Below are 16,954 nucleotides of genomic sequence, written 5' to 3' on the forward strand. Positions count from 1 at the left end.
GGGGTCATGCGGACTCCATCAGCGGCGCGTGCTTGGACGGAACGCGAGTTCACCGTCTCCTCGCCGCCAGCAGGCGCCGAAGGTTGTCGCCCATCACCAGTTGCCGGGCAGCTACGGAGAGGCTGCCCAACTGCCGCAGGTCGCGACATTGTTCAAAGCTGACGTACTCGAGAGCCGGAGCGAAATCGGAGCCCCAGAGGCAGCGAGTGGCGCCGAAGTCCCGCAGGCAGGCGGCAACGAACGGCGTTGCCGCGTCGTACGGGTACGCGGTGCGGGGCTCGGCGACGGCGTACAGCCCCGATATCTTCACGAAGCAGTTGGGGTGTTCGGCGAGCCGAAGCAGCGGCTCCAGGCGCCTCCTCGCCACCTCCGCACTCGGCGCGACCGCGTACCGCCCCGGTAGGCCGAGGTGGGCGAAGAGGAAGGCACAGTCCGGTGCCGAGCTCGGCAGGCCGGCCAACTGCTCGACCGCCTCCGGCGTCGCGTTGATGGACACCACGGCGCCCGACCGATCGCACTCGGCCCAGAACTCAGCCGGCCAGTCACGGACCGTCCGGCCCGCCGGGGTGTCGGCCGCGTAGATCGAGATCCCGATGTGACCCGCCGCGAATATCGCTCGGGCCATGGCCGCTGACGGACGTCCTCGGGCCGCGACGTAGGCGGTGGTGTGCATCCAGTCGCGCTCGGCTGCGAGGGTCCGGATGTAGTCGTTGTTGCCGCTGGCGAAGTCCGCCCCCGCAAACCCGACGACGAGGGCGTCGCCCACGGCCGAGCTGGTACGGATCCGTTCGTAGGCGGCGACCTCACGACCCGCCCCGGGAACCGGGGACCGTGCTTCGCCCGGGTATCCGGTGGCGAAGAAATGTACGTGGGCATCGGCGAGGAGGCTCACCGCTCGACGCCGCAGTAGCTGAGCACGATGTGGGCGTAGATTTTGGCGGCCTCGTGGATCGCCTCCCGGCTCACGAACTCGTTGGGACCGTGGGCATACGTCAGGATGCCGGGACCGAGCGATGGCAATGTCGGCACGCCGGCCCTCTCGAACCAGGGCGCATCCGTCGTGCCGGGGAAGCTCGACAGCGGGACCTCGGCGCCCAGCACGGTACGAGTCGCCGCGACGGCGGACGCGGCCAGTGGATGGTCCGCGGCCAGCGAGGCACTCGGTATCCAGCTCAGCACGTCGTCGTACTCGACGGAGACCTGCGCCGGGCCGGCGCCGTTCATCCGTTGCGCCCAGTCGTCGAGAAACGCGCGGACCTCGCCCTCCGACATGCCCGGCACGATGCGTAGGTCGCAGCCGAACGCCGACTCGCCCGGTACGACGCCGTAGAAGACACCGCCGCCGGCAGTGACCGCAATGTTGGCGGTTGGGCGCAGGCCGTCGCGTGGCTGTGCGATGGGCGCTGCGGCAAACTCGTCACGCAACTGCAGGATCAGGCGCGCCATCTCGACGTTCGCGTTCACCGACGGCATGCGGTCGGAGAGGCTGCTGTGCATCTGGGTGCCGTGCACCCTGACCTTGAAGCAGCACAGGCCGCGGGAGACCAGGTGGATGCCCTCCCAATCCCGGGTCCAGCCGGACGGCTCGCCGATCAGCGCCGCGTCGACATCGGTGGCGATCCGCGGGGCGAGAAACTTCGCACCGAAGGTGGCCCCGGCTTCTTCGTCGGCGACCAGCGCCAGCAGCACGTCGCCGGCGAGGTCGATGCCGCACGCCCGGATCGCCGCGACGGCTGTGATCATCGCGCCGACGCTGGCCTTCATGTCGCTGGTCCCGAGGCCGTAGACCCGATCGCCGATGATGGTGGCGGTGAGCGGCTCGGATCGCCAGACGCTGCGAGCGTCACCAACGGGCTTGGTGTCGATGTGACCGCAGAGCAGCAGCCGTTTGCCACCGGGTGTACCGGGGATCCGCACGAGGAGGTTGGGCCGTTCGGGGACGAGGGCGTGAGTCTCGGCCTCGGGCAACCCGAGGCGGCCGAGCTCCGCAGAGAGAAAATCGCAGATCGCGCGTTCGTCACCGAACGGCGGGATCTGGCTGTTGATGGCGACCATCTCGAAAACGAGCGCCTCCAGGTCGGCACGCCGCCGGTCCAGTTCAGCCTCGACCGTGGCGTACGCCTTCGTCACCGCTTCGTTCATGACGGCACCTCCAGGACATCGATCGGCGTGCCACCGGCCGCGCCCGAGGCGACGATCGCATCGGCGACAGCTACGGCGTGGGCGGCCTCGGCGAAGCTCACGAGCGGCTCGACGTCGTCGCGCAGCCACCGGAGAAAGTGAACGATCTCGGCGTCCAAGCCCGGCGCATCAGCCGGCGGCGCACTGGCCCACGGCCGCTCGCGTGACTGCCCGTAGAGCACCGCGCCCGTGGAGTTGACCCGCAGCCGGGCCACGCCCTCCTGCCCGTAGACCTCCAACTCGTCCTCGACGGCGGCATCGTCGGGCAGCAGCCAGGACGTACGGATCGAGCTTCCGACGCCCGACGCCGAGAACAGGTGCGCCTGGACCAGGCTCGCCGGATCCCCCTCGACCGACGCGACGACCCGCCGGATCGGCGAGCCGGTCAGCCAGGCAATGAGATCGATGTCGTGGATGCCGGTCATCCGCGCCGGGTGGACATCGGCGTAGAGCCGCTGGTGGTCGCGGGTCCGGCTGCGGCCGGCCGCGACTCCGAGCACGGGGCCGATGCGTCCGGAAGTGATCTCGGCTCGCAACCGCTGGTGCAGCGGCTCGAAGCGCAGGACGTGCCCCGGCAGGATCCGGGACCGGGCAGCGGCGGGCAGCAGCGCCAGTTCCGCGGCCGTCGTCGCGATCGGCTTCTCCAGTAGCACCTTGCGCCCGCGCAGCGTCGCCTCGCGAGCCAGCTCCACATGCGACGCGGCGGACGTGACGACGGAAACGCCGTCGACCGGCACCGCGTCGAGGAGATCCACGCCGTTGGCGAACGAGGCGGGGACGCCGAACTCCTCGGCCGTCCGACGCGCGAGGCCACCATCGCGATCGGCGACCGCGGCAATCCGCGCACCGGCCCGCACATAGGCCTGAAGGTGCGCCCGCCCGAACGCGCCGAGGCCGATCACGGCGACCGTAGGCCCTCGATCAGCCATCGAGTGCCCCAGACCTCATCGCGGACACCATCGTGACCGCGTCCGCGGCGTCCAGCGCACCGAACTCGACGGTGCACGTGAACTCGTCCCCTGGACTCACTTGTCGCACGTTTCCCTTCTCAGTCTCTCGCCGCACGCCCTCTGCCTCGGCCGTCGCCGGTAGCGCCAACCCGAGTGCGTCCTGGTCGCCGTCGCGCACGAGCCAGCGCAAGGCATGGTCGAGTTCCGCTGGGCGGTGACGGACGAAGTCGGCCCCGCCGGCGGGGTGCAGCTGCAGTGCGTGCGCCCAGCCGTCCGCGTCCGCGGTGGGGTGGCGCGTGGTGACCCGCTCGGGATCGACCGGCCGGCCAGGTTCGATCGTCTCGATCCCCAACGAGTCGATCAGCCGCGCGCCGTCGACCGGGGCGAAGTTGACGTGTGCGAGGTACATCAGCGGCATCGGGCGGTGGCCGATGTTGCGCACGCACATCCGCGCGGTGAGCCGGGTGCTGCCCTCGCGCACGGTCAGCCGTGGGGTTGCGAGGTAGCGGTTGCCGAACGCGGTGGCGTGCTCATAGGCGCCGGTGAGGGTGAGGAACCTGCCGTGCGCGTCCGATCCGGCCACGAGCTGCGGCTTTCGATACGGGGCGTTCGGTAGCTCGCCGTGCTGCGGGTGGTGGTCCCCGGGGCCGGGGTTGCCCATGGCCAGCGCTCCGCAGTGGATGAACAACGCACCGTAGGTGCCCAGGTAATCCTGAGTGGGCTGCGGCTCATCGAACATGGAGCGCATGGTCAGCTCCCGCCCGCCAAGCCTGGCCCGCCACACCTGCTGGCCCTGGAACGGCAGCAACTCCAGCTCCGCGGTGCCATGCCGGATGGTGAGGCCGCACACCCCACTGCCGTAGCGGAACGTTGCCGCCGACAGGTCGCCGTGGCGTACCAGGACCTGCGGGGCCCGCCCAAAGGTCACCGGTTCGAGCTCGATCGTGACCGCGCTCATCGCTGGGGCCGCCGGGTCGGGGTGTTGGGGGTGACGGTGCGCTCCATCCGCCGCAGGAGCGCTTGTGACGCCGCGCGAACCTCCCGGAACAGCTCTCGCTCGGCGACGCGGCGGAAGGCTCCGTGTTCCAGCACCACGGTCCCGCCGACGATGACGGTGTCGACGGACTTCGAGCCCGACGAGTAGACGAGGTTGCGTGTCATGTCCGTTGTGGGGACGAGTTCCGGCCGGTCCAGCGTGTGGATCACGATGTCGGCCTTCTTGCCCACCTCCAGCGAGCCGATCCGCTCGGCCATCCCCACCGCCCGCGCGGCCCCGCGGGTGGCCATGTAGAGGCCGTCCTCGGCGGTGAGGTAGGTCCGGCTCTGGTGCGCGTCGCGCGCCCCGAGCACGGCCAACGTGATCTGCCGGAACAGGTCGAAGCTGTTCGACCAGTTCGGCGAGTCGGACCCGAGAGCGATGTTGGCGCCGCGCCGCCACAGTTCGGCGTGGCGGCCGTGCAGGGTGCCGCCGTGGCCCCACATCATCGATGCGGCCGGAGCCCAGGCGATGTTGACCCCGGACGCGAGGACGACCTCGACTTCCGCGTCGGTGAGGTGGTTCACGTGAGCGAGCGTGACGTCACCGTCGAGCAGTCCGAGTTCGTGCAGGCGGACCATGGGGTCGGCGCCGAACCGGCGGCGATCCGCCGCGGTGTCGGCCGGGCTGTAGGACTGGTGCATGTTGAGGACGACGCCGGCAGCCGACGCCACCCGCTTCGCTTCGAGCAGCAGGTGTTCGCTGGCGGTTCCGAGACCGAGCACGGCCACGTGCCCGCGAACAAGGCCCTCCTCGCCATTGCGGGACAGTTGCGTACCGAGACTCGCCAGTGCCTCATCCAGTGACTGCGGAGTGCGCGCGAGCACCGGCCGGTCGTGCGCCTGGTCCTCGGTCGTGCCCATCGCGAAGCCGTGCGGCTGGTCCCAGATGAACGCGTCCCCGAGCAGCGCTCTGATCCCGACGTGCTCCGCCGCCGCGGCGCCGCTGTCCGGCGAGAGGATCGTCCCCGCCTCGAGGAAGCACGTCGTGCCGTTGCGGATCATCTCCACGGCGGCCAGCGCGACCGACAGGTACTCGTCCTCGTCGCGCACCTGGTTGTAGAAGACGCTCTCGAAGCTGTCGAACGTTTCGTCCTCAGGCATCTGGTCCGGCAGCGCACCACGGAACAGCTGGTACGAGGCATGGAGATGGGCCTCGACGAGTCCTGGATGGACGGGTCCGCCGGCGGCGTCGATCTGCGCGGTCGCCGTGAACTGTGCCGCCACGTCCCGGTCGGCGCCCACCGCGACAATCGTGTCGTCGACGACCGCCACGGCGCCGTCCTCAAACTGGGTACGGTCGTCGTCCATCGTGATGACGTGGCCATGCCGCACCATGAGATCGGCGACTCGGCTCATGACGCATCCGCTCCCCTGGGACGACGCGGGTCGGTCGATGCCGGCCCCCGCACCGACTCCAGCGCGGCCAGCAGGCGGTCGATGTCCGAGTCGCCGTTGAACAGGTGCAGCGAGAACCGCAGCCTGCCGTCCCCGCCCCAACAGTGCACGGCGTGGTCGGCGAGATCCGCGGCGAGGTCGGCGCCGTTCTGCGCCCTGATGGTGACGTTACCGGCACGGTGCGCGCCGTCGGTCGAGGTCAGCACTTCCCAGCCGCGCTCGGAGAGTTCGCCGACCAGTCGGCCGGTCAGGGCGAGGACGTGCTCCTCGACCTCCTCCGGAGGGAACTGCAGGAGCCAGGCCAGGGACGCGTCGAGGCTGTAGATGCTGGGGTAGGACGGCAGTCCGACCTCGAAGCGTCGTGTCGTGGAGTGCAGGTCGTAGCGCTCCATGCGATCGTCGGTGAAGATCTCGCCCACCGATCGCCAGCCCACGGCCGGGGGTTCCGGCAGTGGCCGGCGCGCCGCGTTCCACGCCAGGATACCGAGACCATGGCCGCCGAGCAGCCACTTGTACGAACTGCTGATCACCACGTCGACCAGGTTGCCGGGGACTCGGACGACGCCGAGCGACTGCGTCGCGTCGACCAACGTCAGCGCACCGACCGCCTCCGCGGCCTTGGTGATCGCGGCCAGATCGTGGCGCCAGCCGGAGAGGTAGCTGACGTGGCTGACCCCGACCACCTTCGTCCGGTCGTCGATCAGGTCCGTGATCGAACTGGTCGGTACGTCACCGCCGACCGCCGGCGCCACCCGGACGTCGACCCCACGGGAGACCCAGCGCAACCAGGGTTGCACCATCGATGGGTACTCCATCGCATTGAGCACAACGTTGTCGCCCGGAACCAGCGGGACGCTTCCGACAACGAGGTTGATCGCCTCGCTGGCGTTGGACACCAGCGCGACCGACTCCGGCCCGAGCCCGAGCAGCGCGGCGAGCCGCCCACGCAGCCGTTCCTCCACTGCGGCGTGCGCGGCGCGACCCGCCTCGGCGAGCCCGCGATTGTTCAGGTATGCCTGAAATGCCGCCTGCTGCCGGGCCAGCGGTGGCCCTTCCGCACCGGTGTACAGCCAGACCTTCCCGTCGAGTTCCGGGATGTCCTCGGGACGGCTGAGCGGCGCTCTGGGAGTCAATGCCTGTCGCTTTCTGAACGTGTCATCGGAACCCGCCGAGCGAGATCCCCTTGTTGATGGACCGGTGGAACACGATGTACACCACAATGATCGGGACGGTGGCCATCGCAAGGCCCGCAAACATCGGGCCGAGGTTGCTGACGAAACGCCCCTGGAACGAGAGCAGCCCGAGCGGAATCGTCTGTGCGTTCGATGAGTGCAGGAGCACCAGACCGATCTGCGTCTCACCCCAGACCCAGATCAGGTTGAGCAGCCCGACCGCGCCGAGTGGACCGGTGGACAACGGCAGCACCATGCGGAGAAAGGTCCCGATGTGCCCCAGCCCATCCATGGCGGCGGCCTCGCGGATGTCCTCCGGAAAATCCAGGAAGAACGCGTGCAGCACCAGGACCGTGGTCGGCAGGCACAGCAACCCGTAGAGAACACCCACGGCGCTTGGGCTGTTCAGTGTGCCGAGGATGTTGAAGGCCTGGAAGAAGGGGATCAACAAGGCGATGGTGGGCACCGTGGTCGCGATCAGCGGCACGAGCATGGCCCGCCGCCGCCACTTCGGGGGCAACGTCGCGGTGAAGTACGCCGCCAGCGAGCCGAACGCGGTCGATACGGCCAATGCGACCGCCGCGACGAGCACCGAGTTGCGGGCGTACAGGCCGAAACCTGCGGTACCGGACGGGCCGGCCCACGCGTCGGGGAAGTTCTGGGGAACCCAGTCCCCGGAGAATCCGAGGGGGTCGTTGTAGATGCTTGCCATCGACCGCAGCGACAAGAGGATGATCTGCACGAACGGCACGACGATCAGCAGCGTCCAGACCAGCTTGAGCAGCCACGACGCGCCCTTGCCGGCGCCGTTTCGCAGCTTCAGCGAAGGCTTCATACGGCGCTCCGGTTGGCGAAGCGCAGGCCGACCAGCCCGATCGCGACCAGCACCACGCTGGTCATCACACCGAGCGCCGCCGCCTCCCCGAATTCGAAGTTCTGGAAGGCGTCGACATAGAGGCGCACAGGCAGCGTGTTCGTCGCCTCCGCCGGGCCGCCCTTGGTCATGGCCCATACCGTCGTGAACGAGTTGAAATTCCAGATGAGTTCGAGCACGGTCACCATCGCGAGAACAGGCCGAATCAGCGGCAGCGTGATGTGGAACGCCTGGCGAGCGGCCCCTGCGCCGTCGAGCTGGGCAGCCTCGTAGATCTCCGGGGCGATCCGTTCGATCGCGCCCACGATGAGCAGGAACGGGAACGCGACGCTGGCCCAGATCGTGACCGCGATGACGACGTAGATCGCGTCTTGGGGCGACGCCAGCCAGGCGTGCGTGTCACCGAGTCCGACAATGCCGAGCAGGCCGTTCACTGCCCCGGACACCGGCTGCAGGGCGAACGCCCAGAACACCGCGACGGCGGTGCCCGGCGCGATTGCCGGGAGGAACCAGATGATCCGCAGCACCGTGGCGAGGCGCCCCCGCCGCACCGACATCGCCGTGACGGTGGCGAGGATGACGATGCCGGCCGCGGAGAGCAGCGTGTAGAGAACGGTAACGCGGACCGAGGAGTAGAAGGTGGGATCGCTGAACAGCGCGTCGTAGTTCCGCAGGCCAACCGGTTCGGCCTCGCCGACGCCGAACCAGGTCGTGAACGAGAGCCGAATCGTGCCGATGAACGGCACCAGAAACACGATGACGATCCCGACCAGCGCCGGAAGGCTGAGCATCAGCGCCAGGGGCCAAGGGACCTTGGCGGTCGTGCCGCGCCGGCGAAACGCACGAGGGGTCACAGTCCACAACAGCTTTCTGGGATGGACCGCCGGTGGCCACTCGTGGCGACCGGCGGTATCTGCGGTGCGCACAGGATCAGGAACTCGACCTGAGCTCATCCCGAATGCCGTTCAACGCCTTGCCGATCTCCGCGGAGCTCATCGCGCCGGTGAACAGCTTCTCGATGTACGGGTCGGTCGTTCCCAGCTTGGCGGGGACGATCGACGCCCACCCGTCGCGGGTCCCATTCGCGGCGCCGTAGCTGAGCAGACTCATTTCGTTCGCCGGCTTTCCCTCGGTCAGCAACGAGGTGGGCAGGTCGATAGCGGGCGCGGCACCGCCGCTCCATTTGATCGCCTTCGCCTGGTTCTCCTTGTTCATCAACAGCTTGAGGAACTCCTTCGCGATGGCAGGGTTCTTCGCCTGTTTCGGGATGGCGAGGGTGTTGCCCGCGTAGTTCACCGGGAGCGTCTTGGCACCGGGGTTGATCGGCGGAAGGAACAGGAAGTCCAGATCCAGGTCCGTCTTGCTCGTCTTCTTTGCGCCTGTCGGTGACAGGTCATGGCCCATGAGCATCCCGGCCTTGCCCGAGGCGAACAACGCGTTCGTGGTCGGTGAATCCATTCCGAGGGTGCCGTCCTGGAAGACCTTGTTGTCGTACATCTCCTTGAGCCGGTCGAGCACAGCGGTGAACGACTTGTCGGTGTAGTCGACCGTGATCGGGACCTTCGCGTCGAAGTTGTTGACGAAGTTGTTCAGCTGATCCGTCGTCGCCGAGGTCGGCAGCAGGCTGTCCAGAATCCACGTCAGGTGGTAGTTCGACGCACCGCCGGCCGCCAGCGGCTGGAACCCGCCGGCACGAAGAGCATTGGTGATCGTCAGCAGGTCGGCCATCGTCGCGATCTGGTGGTCGGCCGGGACCGAGATGTTGAGCTTGGAGAAGATCGCCTTGTTGTACCAGACGACGCCGTAGAGGGTGCGGCTGTAGGAGACGACGTACGGGTGGCCGTCACTGGCCTTGAGCGAGTTCGCCAAGTCCTTGCCATACCCGTTCTCCAGGTCGTCGGCCGCCCACACGTCGTCGAGCGGGATCAGCTGCTTGGCCTTGAGCAATGTCCGGTACGGGGGCAGGTTGGTCGGTATGTCCGCCACGTCCGGAGCGGCGTCGGAGGTGACGACCTGCAGGTTGGTCGAGGTCTCCTGCTCTCCGGTCAGTTCGTCGTACCTGATCTGCAGACCAGGCAGTTGCTGCTGCAGTTGTGCGCCGACCTCCTTGAAGACCGGAAGGAAGTAGGCGCTCCCCTGCACGACAAGGGTCTTGCCGGCGCCGCTGAGCGGCTCGGATGAGTCTTCGGTGCCGCCGTCGGTACACGCGGTCAGGGCCAACGACGCCGCGAGCGCGGCGACGCCAGCGAGGTAGGAGCGTCTCTTCACAGGTCTGTCTCCTTAAGGCTTGCTTGACAACAACTGAGCTCCTCAGGTGCACCCGGATACGAACCTCGCCCCGCGTCATGACCGTAAGCACGGTTGCTGAGTACGGAGAACATAAGGCGCCAGGGTAGGAGCGTCAAGCACGAGCAAATGCCCTTTGGTCCTTACGAAATTCGGCACATGAGCAAACATGACTACGGCGCTTACGTGCGCTATGGTCTGCGGCATGCGCGCCCCCGTCCACGTCGTTGAGCGGGTCCCCCCGGAGACCGTCGCGTTCGACGTACTTACCCGTGACGAGCTGAACTCGGCCGCCGCCGCGACGACGCTCGTAGTTCCCCTCGGCTCCACCGAACAACACGCCCACCACCTTCCGACGCGCACCGACGCCGCGTGCGTGAGCGCCATCGCGCACCGATCCGCCCGACTGGCCGCCGGGCATGTGCCCGTCCTGGTCGCGCCGACGCTGCCGTTCGGCTGCGCGCACCACCACCTGCCCTTCGGCGGCACCTTGAGCCTCACCACCTCGACCTACGTCAACCTGCTGTGCGACCTGGTCGGCGGTGCTGTGCGCGAGGGGTACCGCAGCGTGGTGCTGCTGAACGGCCACGGCGGCAACGACTCCGCCATCCGCCTCGCCGTAGACCGGATCGTCTATGAGGAACGGCTCGATGTGCACATCGCCGCGGCGTCGTACTGGGTCCTCGCGGACGACGTGTTACGTGCGCACGGGTTCGTCTCCCCGGGTCACGCCGGACACTTCGAGACATCGCTGATGCTCGCGCTGGAGCCGGACCTCGTCCATCTCAACCGCCGCGCGACGGACCCCACCGAGTGCACACCGCTTGGCCGCCCGGACATCCCGGGGGCGTCGATCCGCCGATCGGGCCTCTGGGAGGCGAGCGACGGACGAACGGACGACGCAGCCAAGGCCACGGCCGAACTCGGTGCTGTCCTGGTCGACGAGATCGTCGCCGTCGTCGCCCAGTTCCTCGTGCAGTTCCACCGGTCCACACCGGCCGGCGGAAGCGACGTTGCTCGTGCGTTCATCTCCAGTTCCCCCGCGGAGGGCTGACATGGTGACCTCGCGGCACCACCTCGACCATGTGCTCGGCACCATCACCACGCTGGTCAACACCAGCCCGAACGTGAGCGGGACCGAGGAGCTGCCCGACGCCGAAGCGCTGCGCAGATTCGTCACCGAGCGGATCATCACCGAGGTGGCGCCTCCGACGAACGCCGATGTCGAGCCGGTGCATCGCGTCCGAGCCCGGCTGGCCGCGATCTTCGTCGCGCCGGACGACCAGGCCCGCAATCGACTGATCAACGACGCGCTCGCCAACGCGACTGTTACACCGCGCGTCGTCGAGCACGACGACCTCGGCGTACACCTGCACTTCTTCCCGCCCTACGCATCGCTGGCCGAACATCTGAACGCCGACTGCTCGATGGCGCTCGCCTTCCTGCTCGTGGCCGGTGAGGCGGGCCGCTTGCGCGTCTGCGCGGCACCGGACTGCAACCGGGTGCTGGTCGACTTCTCTCGCAACCGGTCGCGGGCGTACTGCGACAGCCGCACCTGTGGCAACCGGGTCAACGCCGCCGCCTTCCGCGCACGCCAACGCAGCTAGGAGCACACATGACCCAACCCGTCACACATCGAAGTGGCGCCTACCGGTACCTGCCCGGTGGCGCGACGTTCTCGAACGGTCTGGCCGTCGAGGCCGGCTTCCGGATCGTCGAGTGGGAGTTCGCCACGCCGCAGCCACTTGAGATCGCCTTCGATCGGGTCGGGCGGGAACTCGCCGCCCACGGCTGGGGCTGGGACGCCCTGGCCGGTGTGGACCTGCGGTCGCCGGTGCCGTTTGATCCCGAGGGCTTCGCGTCCTTCAACGCGTACTACCTCGATCTGCTCGGCCGCTACTACCCCCTGAGCGAGGGCGAGCCCAGTCCGCTGACCCGAACGAACGTGGCGCCCGTCGCGTCGTTGCTGGACCAGCCGTCGGTGCGCGCGGTGCAGATCGTGGAGCCGGACCCCGCCGCCGACGGCGCCGACTTCGTGCTGTCCGGGGTGGCCGAGATCCGTGGTGCGCCCGGTCCGGAGAACACCGTCGCCTACCGCGACACAAGCATGGCCGGCACGCGCGCGAAGGTCGATTTCGTGGCTGGTGAGCTCGCCGAGCGCCTGCGCGCACTGGGCCGCTCCACCGACGATGCGCGCATTGTCGACGTGTACGTCGCGCAGCCTCCGGACTGGCTGCAGTCCGTGCTGACCGGCACGTTCGGCTCCATCGCCCAGTACGGACTGCACCACTGGCCCGCCCGGCCACCGGTGGTCGACCTGGAGGTCGAGCTCGGCTGCAAACGCCTCTCCGCACGCGCGATGCTGACGGCATAAGGAGAACAGAACAATCATGAGCAACCGACCGCGCGTCGCCGTGCTGTGCACGGTCTACTTCAAGGGCTCCCATGCCGATGTGATCGTCGGGCGTCTGCTGGACGGGTACCGCTTCGGCGGCGCACACCAGGAGGCGCGGATCGAGGTGGCGTCGGTGTACCTTGAGCAGCTCGGTTCGCATGACTTCGAGCCCATCTCACGCACCGACATCGGCACGGAAACACTGCGCGCCCACGGGATTCCGATGTTCAAGTCCGTCGGCGAAGCGATCTCCCTCGGCGGGTCAGGCGTGAACGTTGACGGTGTGCTGATCATCGGCGAGCACGGCGACTACGGATGGGGCGAGTTCGAACAGAAGCTCTACCCTCGGCGGCGGATGTTCGACGCCAGTGTGGCGGCCATGGTCGCGGGCGGCCGGACCGTGCCGATCTTCGTCGACAAACACCTGGCGTGGAGCTTCACCGACGCCGCGAGCATGGTTGCCGACGCCGAACGGCTGGGCATCCCGCTCCTCGCGGGCTCGTCCCTGCCGCTCGCCTGGCGCACCCCCACCGGTGCGAACTGGCCCTACGACGCGCCGATCTCCGAGGCTGTCGTCGCGGGAATCGCGGCGACCGAGCCCGGTTGCCGGCCGACCGAGATGAATGGCTTCCACGATCTGGAATTCGCCCAGGCGCTGCTGGAACGCCGAAGCGGCGGCGAAACGGGTGTCGCAACCGTCACGGCGGTGACCGGCGCGGCCGTGGAGCCGGCGATCGTGCTACGGCTCGGCGGCTCGGACCTGTTCGCCGCCGCGGTCGGCGCCCTGGGCATCGACACCGACGATCCGATCGGCTTCGCCCGCAGCTGCGCGAACGACCTGTTCCTCATCGAGTATGTCGACGGCACCTCGCTGACGGTGGTGAACTTTGATCTGCACGCCTACCGGGCCGCGATCGCCGTCCGTGGTCCCGACAACACGGTCGTGACATCACCCTGGCTCGACGAGCCCGACCACGGGCACTTCACGTTCCTGGTCCGACAGATCGAATCCCTCGTGCTCACCGGCATCAGCCCGTATCCGGTGACCCGGACGCTGCTGACCACCGGAATGATAGAGGCCGCGCTGAGGTCCCGCCGCGAGAAGCGGCTGGTCCCGACACCGCACCTGTCGCTGAACTACATCGCGCCGCAGGCGATCCCGGACACCGGCATCGACGAAGACCGACCATGAGCGTCCCCACCGCGTTCTCCTACCGGGAACTCGGCCTGCGGCCCGTGGTGAACGGGCTCGGCCCGGTGACGAGGCTTGGTGGCCTGCCGCTGTCCGACACGGTGATTGAGGCGATGCGCTGGGCGGTGGCCACGAACGTCCGGATGGACGAACTCCAAGAGGCGGTGGGGATCGAGCTCGCGCGCCTGCTGAACGTCCCGGCCGCATACGTCACGAGCGGGGCATTTGCCGGACTGACGCTGGCTGCGGCGGTCTGCGCGGTCGGAGGCGACTCTCGCGGCGTGGACGAGCTGCCGATCACCGGCGCGCGCTCCCGCGTGATCGTGCAGATGGCCCACCGCGATCCCTACGACCATGCGATCACAGCGGTGGGTCTGCGCCTTACTGAGATCGGATATCCCTACTCGACGCGCACGCACGAGCTCGCGCGGGAGCTTGACGACACGGTCGCGGCGGTGCTCCACCGCCTCGGCGGAAACGGGGACGTGCTGCCGTTGCGGACAGTCGCCGAGCTGAGCCATGCCGCGGGTGTCCCGGTGATCGTCGACGCCGCCGACTACATCCCGCCGATCTCCCGGCTGCGGCAGCTGCTGGACGACGGGGCGGACCTGGTCGCGATCTCGGGAGGCAAGTCGTTTCGCGGCCCGCAGGCGTCCGGGGTGCTGTGCGGGCGAGCGGACCTCGTCCGTGATGTGGCGCTGCACCACCTGGACATGGACCTGCGAGAGGCGACGTGGCAGGCTTCCGACGTCACCGGGCTGTGGCCGACCGGGGGGCGCGAGGGCATCGGTCGCGGGATGAAGGTCGGCCGCGAACAGATCATCGGCCTGCTCGTCGCGGTCTGCGAGCATGTCGCGGAACCGGATCGGTGGGCCGGCCACTATGCGGCCGAGCTCGCCGCGTGCGAACGGGCATTGACGACTTGCGACACCTTGCGGGTGACTCGCGGGCACAACACGTTCATGGATGTCACCACCCTTGCGATCGATTTCTCCGCGACGGCGATCAGCGCGGATGAGGTTGCGCGGCAACTGGACCGGGGAACGCCGCGCATCCAGCTCAGCGAGCAGGACGCGTGGCGCAACGTCCTGATCGTCAACCCCTTGGGACTCGCGGCCGGTGAGGGCGCTCAGATCGGCGAACGGATCGTGAGTGTCGTCCAGGCGGCATCAGATGGGACCTGACAGCGAGTCACGCCTGTCACTGTTGCGAGGCCCGTACCGACTGGCCAGTTGGAGCATCTGCGCGCTTGTCTCGCTCAACGCTTTCGAAGGGATGGGTGTAGCGGCCGCGCTGCCCAGCGCGGTCGGCGACCTGGGTGGTCTCGCCGACTACGGATGGGTGTTCACGGGGTATCTCGCCACCAGTGTCATCGGTATGGCGAGCGCCGCGTACCTCTGCGACAAACATGGCGTGCGCGTCACCATTCTCACCGCGGCGGCGCTGTTCATCGCCGGCCTTCTGCTCGCCGGAACCGCGACGGCGATGCTCCCGATGATCGCCGGACGAGTCATCCAGGGTCTCGCCGGCGGCGGCCTGATGACAACCGTCTATGTCATGGTCGGCGCCCTGTTCCCGGAGGCGTTGCGACCACGGCTGTTCGCGGTGATCTCGTTCTGCTGGGTGATACCGGGTATCGTCGGCCCGACCATGTCCGGCGCGCTCACCGAGCACATCGGCTGGCGATGGGTATTCCTCGGCCTCGTTCCGGTCGCGGTAGCAGCAGCGGCACTGTTGCTGCCTGCGTTGCGAGCCGTCCGTCCCGCCGCGCCCCGGACCGGCAACGCCAACCCGTCCCGCATCCGCAGCGCCGTTGCCGTCGCAATCGGCATCGGCTGTGTCGAGCGCGGCGCACAACATCCTGGCGCGGCTACGCTGCTGGCCGCGGCAGTGGGGGTCGCGGCCCTCGCCTGGGGACTTCGGGGGCTCCTGCCACGGGGCACGGCGACCGCCCGGCCGGGGATTGGTGCGCCGGTTGCGCTGCGCGGCCTGACGGCTGGGGCGTTCTTCGGTGTCGAGTCGATCTTGCCGCTGATGATGGCGACGCAGCATGGCCTCGGTCCCTTGCAGGCCTCGATTCCGCTCGCCTGCGCGGGATTGCCCTGTGCGATCAGTTCGTGGTGGCTGGGCCGCGTGACCGGGCCCGATGCCCTCCGACGTCGCATCCGACTGGCGCGCTGGGGGCTCATGATGGTCTGTTGCGCGAATGCGTCCCTCATCTGGCTCAGCCAGCCGACGGCGATGAGCTGGCTGATGAACCCGATGTGGGTGCTGGCCGGTTTCGGCCTCGGCCTCGCGATACCGACCGCGAACGTGCTGGTGCTCGAACGGACCACCGAGCATGACCGAGCCGCCGACGCATCCGCGCTGCAAGTTGCCGACACCACGATGAGCAGCCTCACCACCGGCGCATCCGGAGTCCTGGTCGGGTTGGCGACTCGTGGCTTGCTGGGATACTCGGCCGCCTTCGCTGCGATTGGGCTGTCCATGGCGGCCCTTGCCCTGCTGGCCGCCGTCGTCGTGGGCCGCCTCAGGGTCCACAGTGGATTGTTGCCGGGCGGGGCGCTCATCGATGGGCGGTTCAAATAGTGGAGGATGACGTGGAAGAGACGCGCGCGAGGGTTGCCGTCGTCACCGGCGGGGCAAGCGGCCTGGGTCAGGCTTGCGCCGCCCGCCTCGCTCAGGACGGCATCAACGCCATCAGCTTCGATGTGTCGGCTGGTGCCGACGTGGTGGTCGACGTCGTTGACCCGGACGCGGTCGCCCGGGCCGTCGCGGCGGTCGGTCCGGTCGACATCGTCGTCAACAGCGCCGGCATCGTCGGGCCCAACAAGCCGCTGTGGGAGGTGAGCGACGGCGAATGGCGCGAGACGTTCGCGGTCAACGTGACCGGCACCTTCAACCTGTGCCGCGCGGTTGTTCCAGCGATGCGCGACCGGGGGTGGGGTCGGATCGTCAACTTTGCCAGTATGGCCGGCAAGGACGGCAACCCGAAGCTGTCCGCCTACTCGGCGAGCAAGGCGGCCGTAATCGGACTGACCAAGTCGTTGGGCAAGGAGCTGGCGACGACCGGGGTACTGGTCAACGCGATCGCGCCCGCCGTGATTCGGACGCCGATGAACGAACGCACGGCACCGGCGGTGCTCTCCGGGCTGACCAGCCAGATCCCGATGGGCCGGCTCGGCCGCCCGGAGGAGGTGGCGGAGTTGGTGGCCTGGCTCGCCTCCGACCGGTGCAGCTTCTCCACCGGCGCCGTCTACGACATCAGCGGCGGACGGGCAACGTACTGACGCCTCGCTGGTTCCGTCTTGCCCGCGCCCGCCAGAGCGCACCGAAGCTGCCAAGTTTTCTTCCACAAAATGCCCACTGGGCACGGCCTACGGTACTGAGCAGCCGACCGTAGGAGGGGCGCGCACACCTCGCAGCCGGCTCGCACGCGGTTGCCGCCTCGCAGCCGACGGCGGCCGTCGA

The 16,954-nt window shown here is 68.5% G+C and carries 16 protein-coding genes; 7 read left to right on the forward strand and 9 right to left on the reverse strand.

Going from position 1 to position 16,954, the window contains the following annotated elements; genetic code table 11:
• Positions 1-49: 49 nt before the first annotated feature.
• From IEZ31_RS00725 to IEZ31_RS00765, 9 genes are all read right to left on the reverse strand, one after another.
• Positions 50-892: an amidohydrolase family protein gene (locus IEZ31_RS00725; RefSeq protein ID WP_190247698.1), complete on the reverse strand. Its 843-nt coding sequence runs from the start codon at positions 890-892 to the stop codon at positions 50-52.
• Positions 889-2,142 carry a M20 family metallopeptidase gene (locus IEZ31_RS00730; RefSeq protein WP_190247699.1) on the reverse strand — a complete coding sequence of 418 codons (1,254 nt, stop codon included), beginning with the start codon at positions 2,140-2,142 and terminating at the stop codon, positions 889-891. The genes IEZ31_RS00725 and IEZ31_RS00730 overlap by 4 nt, the downstream gene beginning before the upstream one ends.
• Entirely contained in the window at positions 2,139-3,110 is a 972-nt protein-coding gene (locus IEZ31_RS00735; RefSeq protein WP_190247700.1) for a Gfo/Idh/MocA family protein, read from the reverse strand. The genes IEZ31_RS00730 and IEZ31_RS00735 overlap by 4 nt, the downstream gene beginning before the upstream one ends.
• The gene (locus tag IEZ31_RS00740) at positions 3,103-4,089 is read right to left on the reverse strand and encodes a DUF4432 family protein (protein ID WP_190247701.1); all 987 of its coding nucleotides are present in this window, start codon (positions 4,087-4,089) and stop codon (positions 3,103-3,105) included. Before IEZ31_RS00740 ends, IEZ31_RS00735 begins: the two co-directional genes overlap by 8 nt.
• Positions 4,086-5,525, reverse strand: coding sequence for an amidohydrolase family protein (locus IEZ31_RS00745; protein ID WP_190247702.1), 1,440 nt, complete (start codon positions 5,523-5,525; stop codon positions 4,086-4,088). The genes IEZ31_RS00740 and IEZ31_RS00745 overlap by 4 nt, the downstream gene beginning before the upstream one ends.
• Positions 5,522-6,697, reverse strand: a complete 1,176-nt coding sequence (locus tag IEZ31_RS00750; RefSeq protein ID WP_190247703.1) for an aminotransferase class V-fold PLP-dependent enzyme — start codon at positions 6,695-6,697, stop codon at positions 5,522-5,524. Before IEZ31_RS00750 ends, IEZ31_RS00745 begins: the two co-directional genes overlap by 4 nt.
• 22 nt (positions 6,698-6,719) lie before the next feature.
• Positions 6,720-7,571 (reverse strand): carbohydrate ABC transporter permease, encoded by an 852-nt coding sequence (locus IEZ31_RS00755; protein WP_190247704.1) that lies wholly within the window; start codon positions 7,569-7,571, stop codon positions 6,720-6,722.
• Positions 7,568-8,464 carry a carbohydrate ABC transporter permease gene (locus IEZ31_RS00760; RefSeq protein WP_190247705.1) on the reverse strand — a complete coding sequence of 299 codons (897 nt, stop codon included), beginning with the start codon at positions 8,462-8,464 and terminating at the stop codon, positions 7,568-7,570. The genes IEZ31_RS00755 and IEZ31_RS00760 overlap by 4 nt, the downstream gene beginning before the upstream one ends.
• A 76-nt stretch (positions 8,465-8,540) precedes the next feature.
• On the reverse strand, positions 8,541-9,878 hold the full coding sequence (locus tag IEZ31_RS00765) for an ABC transporter substrate-binding protein (protein WP_190247706.1): 1,338 nt from the start codon (positions 9,876-9,878) through the stop codon (positions 8,541-8,543).
• Positions 9,879-10,101: 223 nt separating this feature from the next.
• On the opposite strand from IEZ31_RS00765, the gene IEZ31_RS00770 reads away from it, so the two are divergent.
• The 7 genes from IEZ31_RS00770 to IEZ31_RS00800 are packed head-to-tail and all read left to right on the forward strand — an operon-like array spanning position 10,102 to position 16,773.
• Positions 10,102-10,950 (forward strand): creatininase family protein, encoded by an 849-nt coding sequence (locus IEZ31_RS00770; protein ID WP_190247707.1) that lies wholly within the window; start codon positions 10,102-10,104, stop codon positions 10,948-10,950.
• A gap of 1 nt (position 10,951) precedes the next feature.
• Positions 10,952-11,503 (forward strand): CGNR zinc finger domain-containing protein, encoded by a 552-nt coding sequence (locus IEZ31_RS00775; RefSeq protein ID WP_190247708.1) that lies wholly within the window; start codon positions 10,952-10,954, stop codon positions 11,501-11,503.
• Positions 11,504-11,511: 8 nt separating this feature from the next.
• On the forward strand, positions 11,512-12,270 hold the full coding sequence (locus IEZ31_RS00780) for a hypothetical protein (RefSeq protein ID WP_190247709.1): 759 nt from the start codon (positions 11,512-11,514) through the stop codon (positions 12,268-12,270).
• A gap of 40 nt (positions 12,271-12,310) precedes the next feature.
• Positions 12,311-13,483, forward strand: coding sequence for a hypothetical protein (locus IEZ31_RS00785; RefSeq protein WP_229833882.1), 1,173 nt, complete (start codon positions 12,311-12,313; stop codon positions 13,481-13,483).
• A complete protein-coding gene (locus IEZ31_RS00790) occupies positions 13,480-14,667 on the forward strand; it encodes a hypothetical protein (protein ID WP_190247711.1) in 1,188 nt (395 codons plus the stop codon). The genes IEZ31_RS00785 and IEZ31_RS00790 overlap by 4 nt, the downstream gene beginning before the upstream one ends.
• A complete protein-coding gene (locus IEZ31_RS00795; RefSeq protein WP_190247712.1) occupies positions 14,657-16,072 on the forward strand; it encodes an MFS transporter in 1,416 nt (471 codons plus the stop codon). The genes IEZ31_RS00790 and IEZ31_RS00795 overlap by 11 nt, the downstream gene beginning before the upstream one ends.
• Positions 16,072-16,773 (forward strand): SDR family NAD(P)-dependent oxidoreductase, encoded by a 702-nt coding sequence (locus IEZ31_RS00800; RefSeq protein ID WP_229833884.1) that lies wholly within the window; start codon positions 16,072-16,074, stop codon positions 16,771-16,773. Before IEZ31_RS00795 ends, IEZ31_RS00800 begins: the two co-directional genes overlap by 1 nt.
• The last annotated feature ends 181 nt before the right edge of the window (positions 16,774-16,954 follow it).

The organism is Dactylosporangium sucinum (assembly GCF_014647515.1).
Classification (GTDB): Bacteria; Actinomycetota; Actinomycetes; order Mycobacteriales; family Micromonosporaceae; genus Dactylosporangium; species Dactylosporangium sucinum.

Bases quoted from the DNA above. Each gene is read 5' to 3' on its own strand.
- IEZ31_RS00730 (WP_190247699.1), bottom strand. From the start codon at position 2,142: ATGAACGAAGCGGTGACGAAGGCGTACGCCACGGTCGAGGCTGAACTG.
- IEZ31_RS00735 (WP_190247700.1), bottom strand. From the start codon at position 3,110: ATGGCTGATCGAGGGCCTACGGTCGCCGTGATCGGCCTCGGCGCGTTC.
- IEZ31_RS00740 (WP_190247701.1), bottom strand. From the start codon at position 4,089: ATGAGCGCGGTCACGATCGAGCTCGAACCGGTGACCTTTGGGCGGGCC.
- IEZ31_RS00745 (WP_190247702.1), bottom strand. From the start codon at position 5,525: ATGAGCCGAGTCGCCGATCTCATGGTGCGGCATGGCCACGTCATCACG.
- IEZ31_RS00755 (WP_190247704.1), bottom strand. From the start codon at position 7,571: ATGAAGCCTTCGCTGAAGCTGCGAAACGGCGCCGGCAAGGGCGCGTCG.
- IEZ31_RS00770 (WP_190247707.1), top strand. From the start codon at position 10,102: ATGCGCGCCCCCGTCCACGTCGTTGAGCGGGTCCCCCCGGAGACCGTC.
- IEZ31_RS00775 (WP_190247708.1), top strand. From the start codon at position 10,952: ATGGTGACCTCGCGGCACCACCTCGACCATGTGCTCGGCACCATCACC.
- IEZ31_RS00780 (WP_190247709.1), top strand. From the start codon at position 11,512: ATGACCCAACCCGTCACACATCGAAGTGGCGCCTACCGGTACCTGCCC.
- IEZ31_RS00790 (WP_190247711.1), top strand. From the start codon at position 13,480: ATGAGCGTCCCCACCGCGTTCTCCTACCGGGAACTCGGCCTGCGGCCC.
- IEZ31_RS00795 (WP_190247712.1), top strand. From the start codon at position 14,657: ATGGGACCTGACAGCGAGTCACGCCTGTCACTGTTGCGAGGCCCGTAC.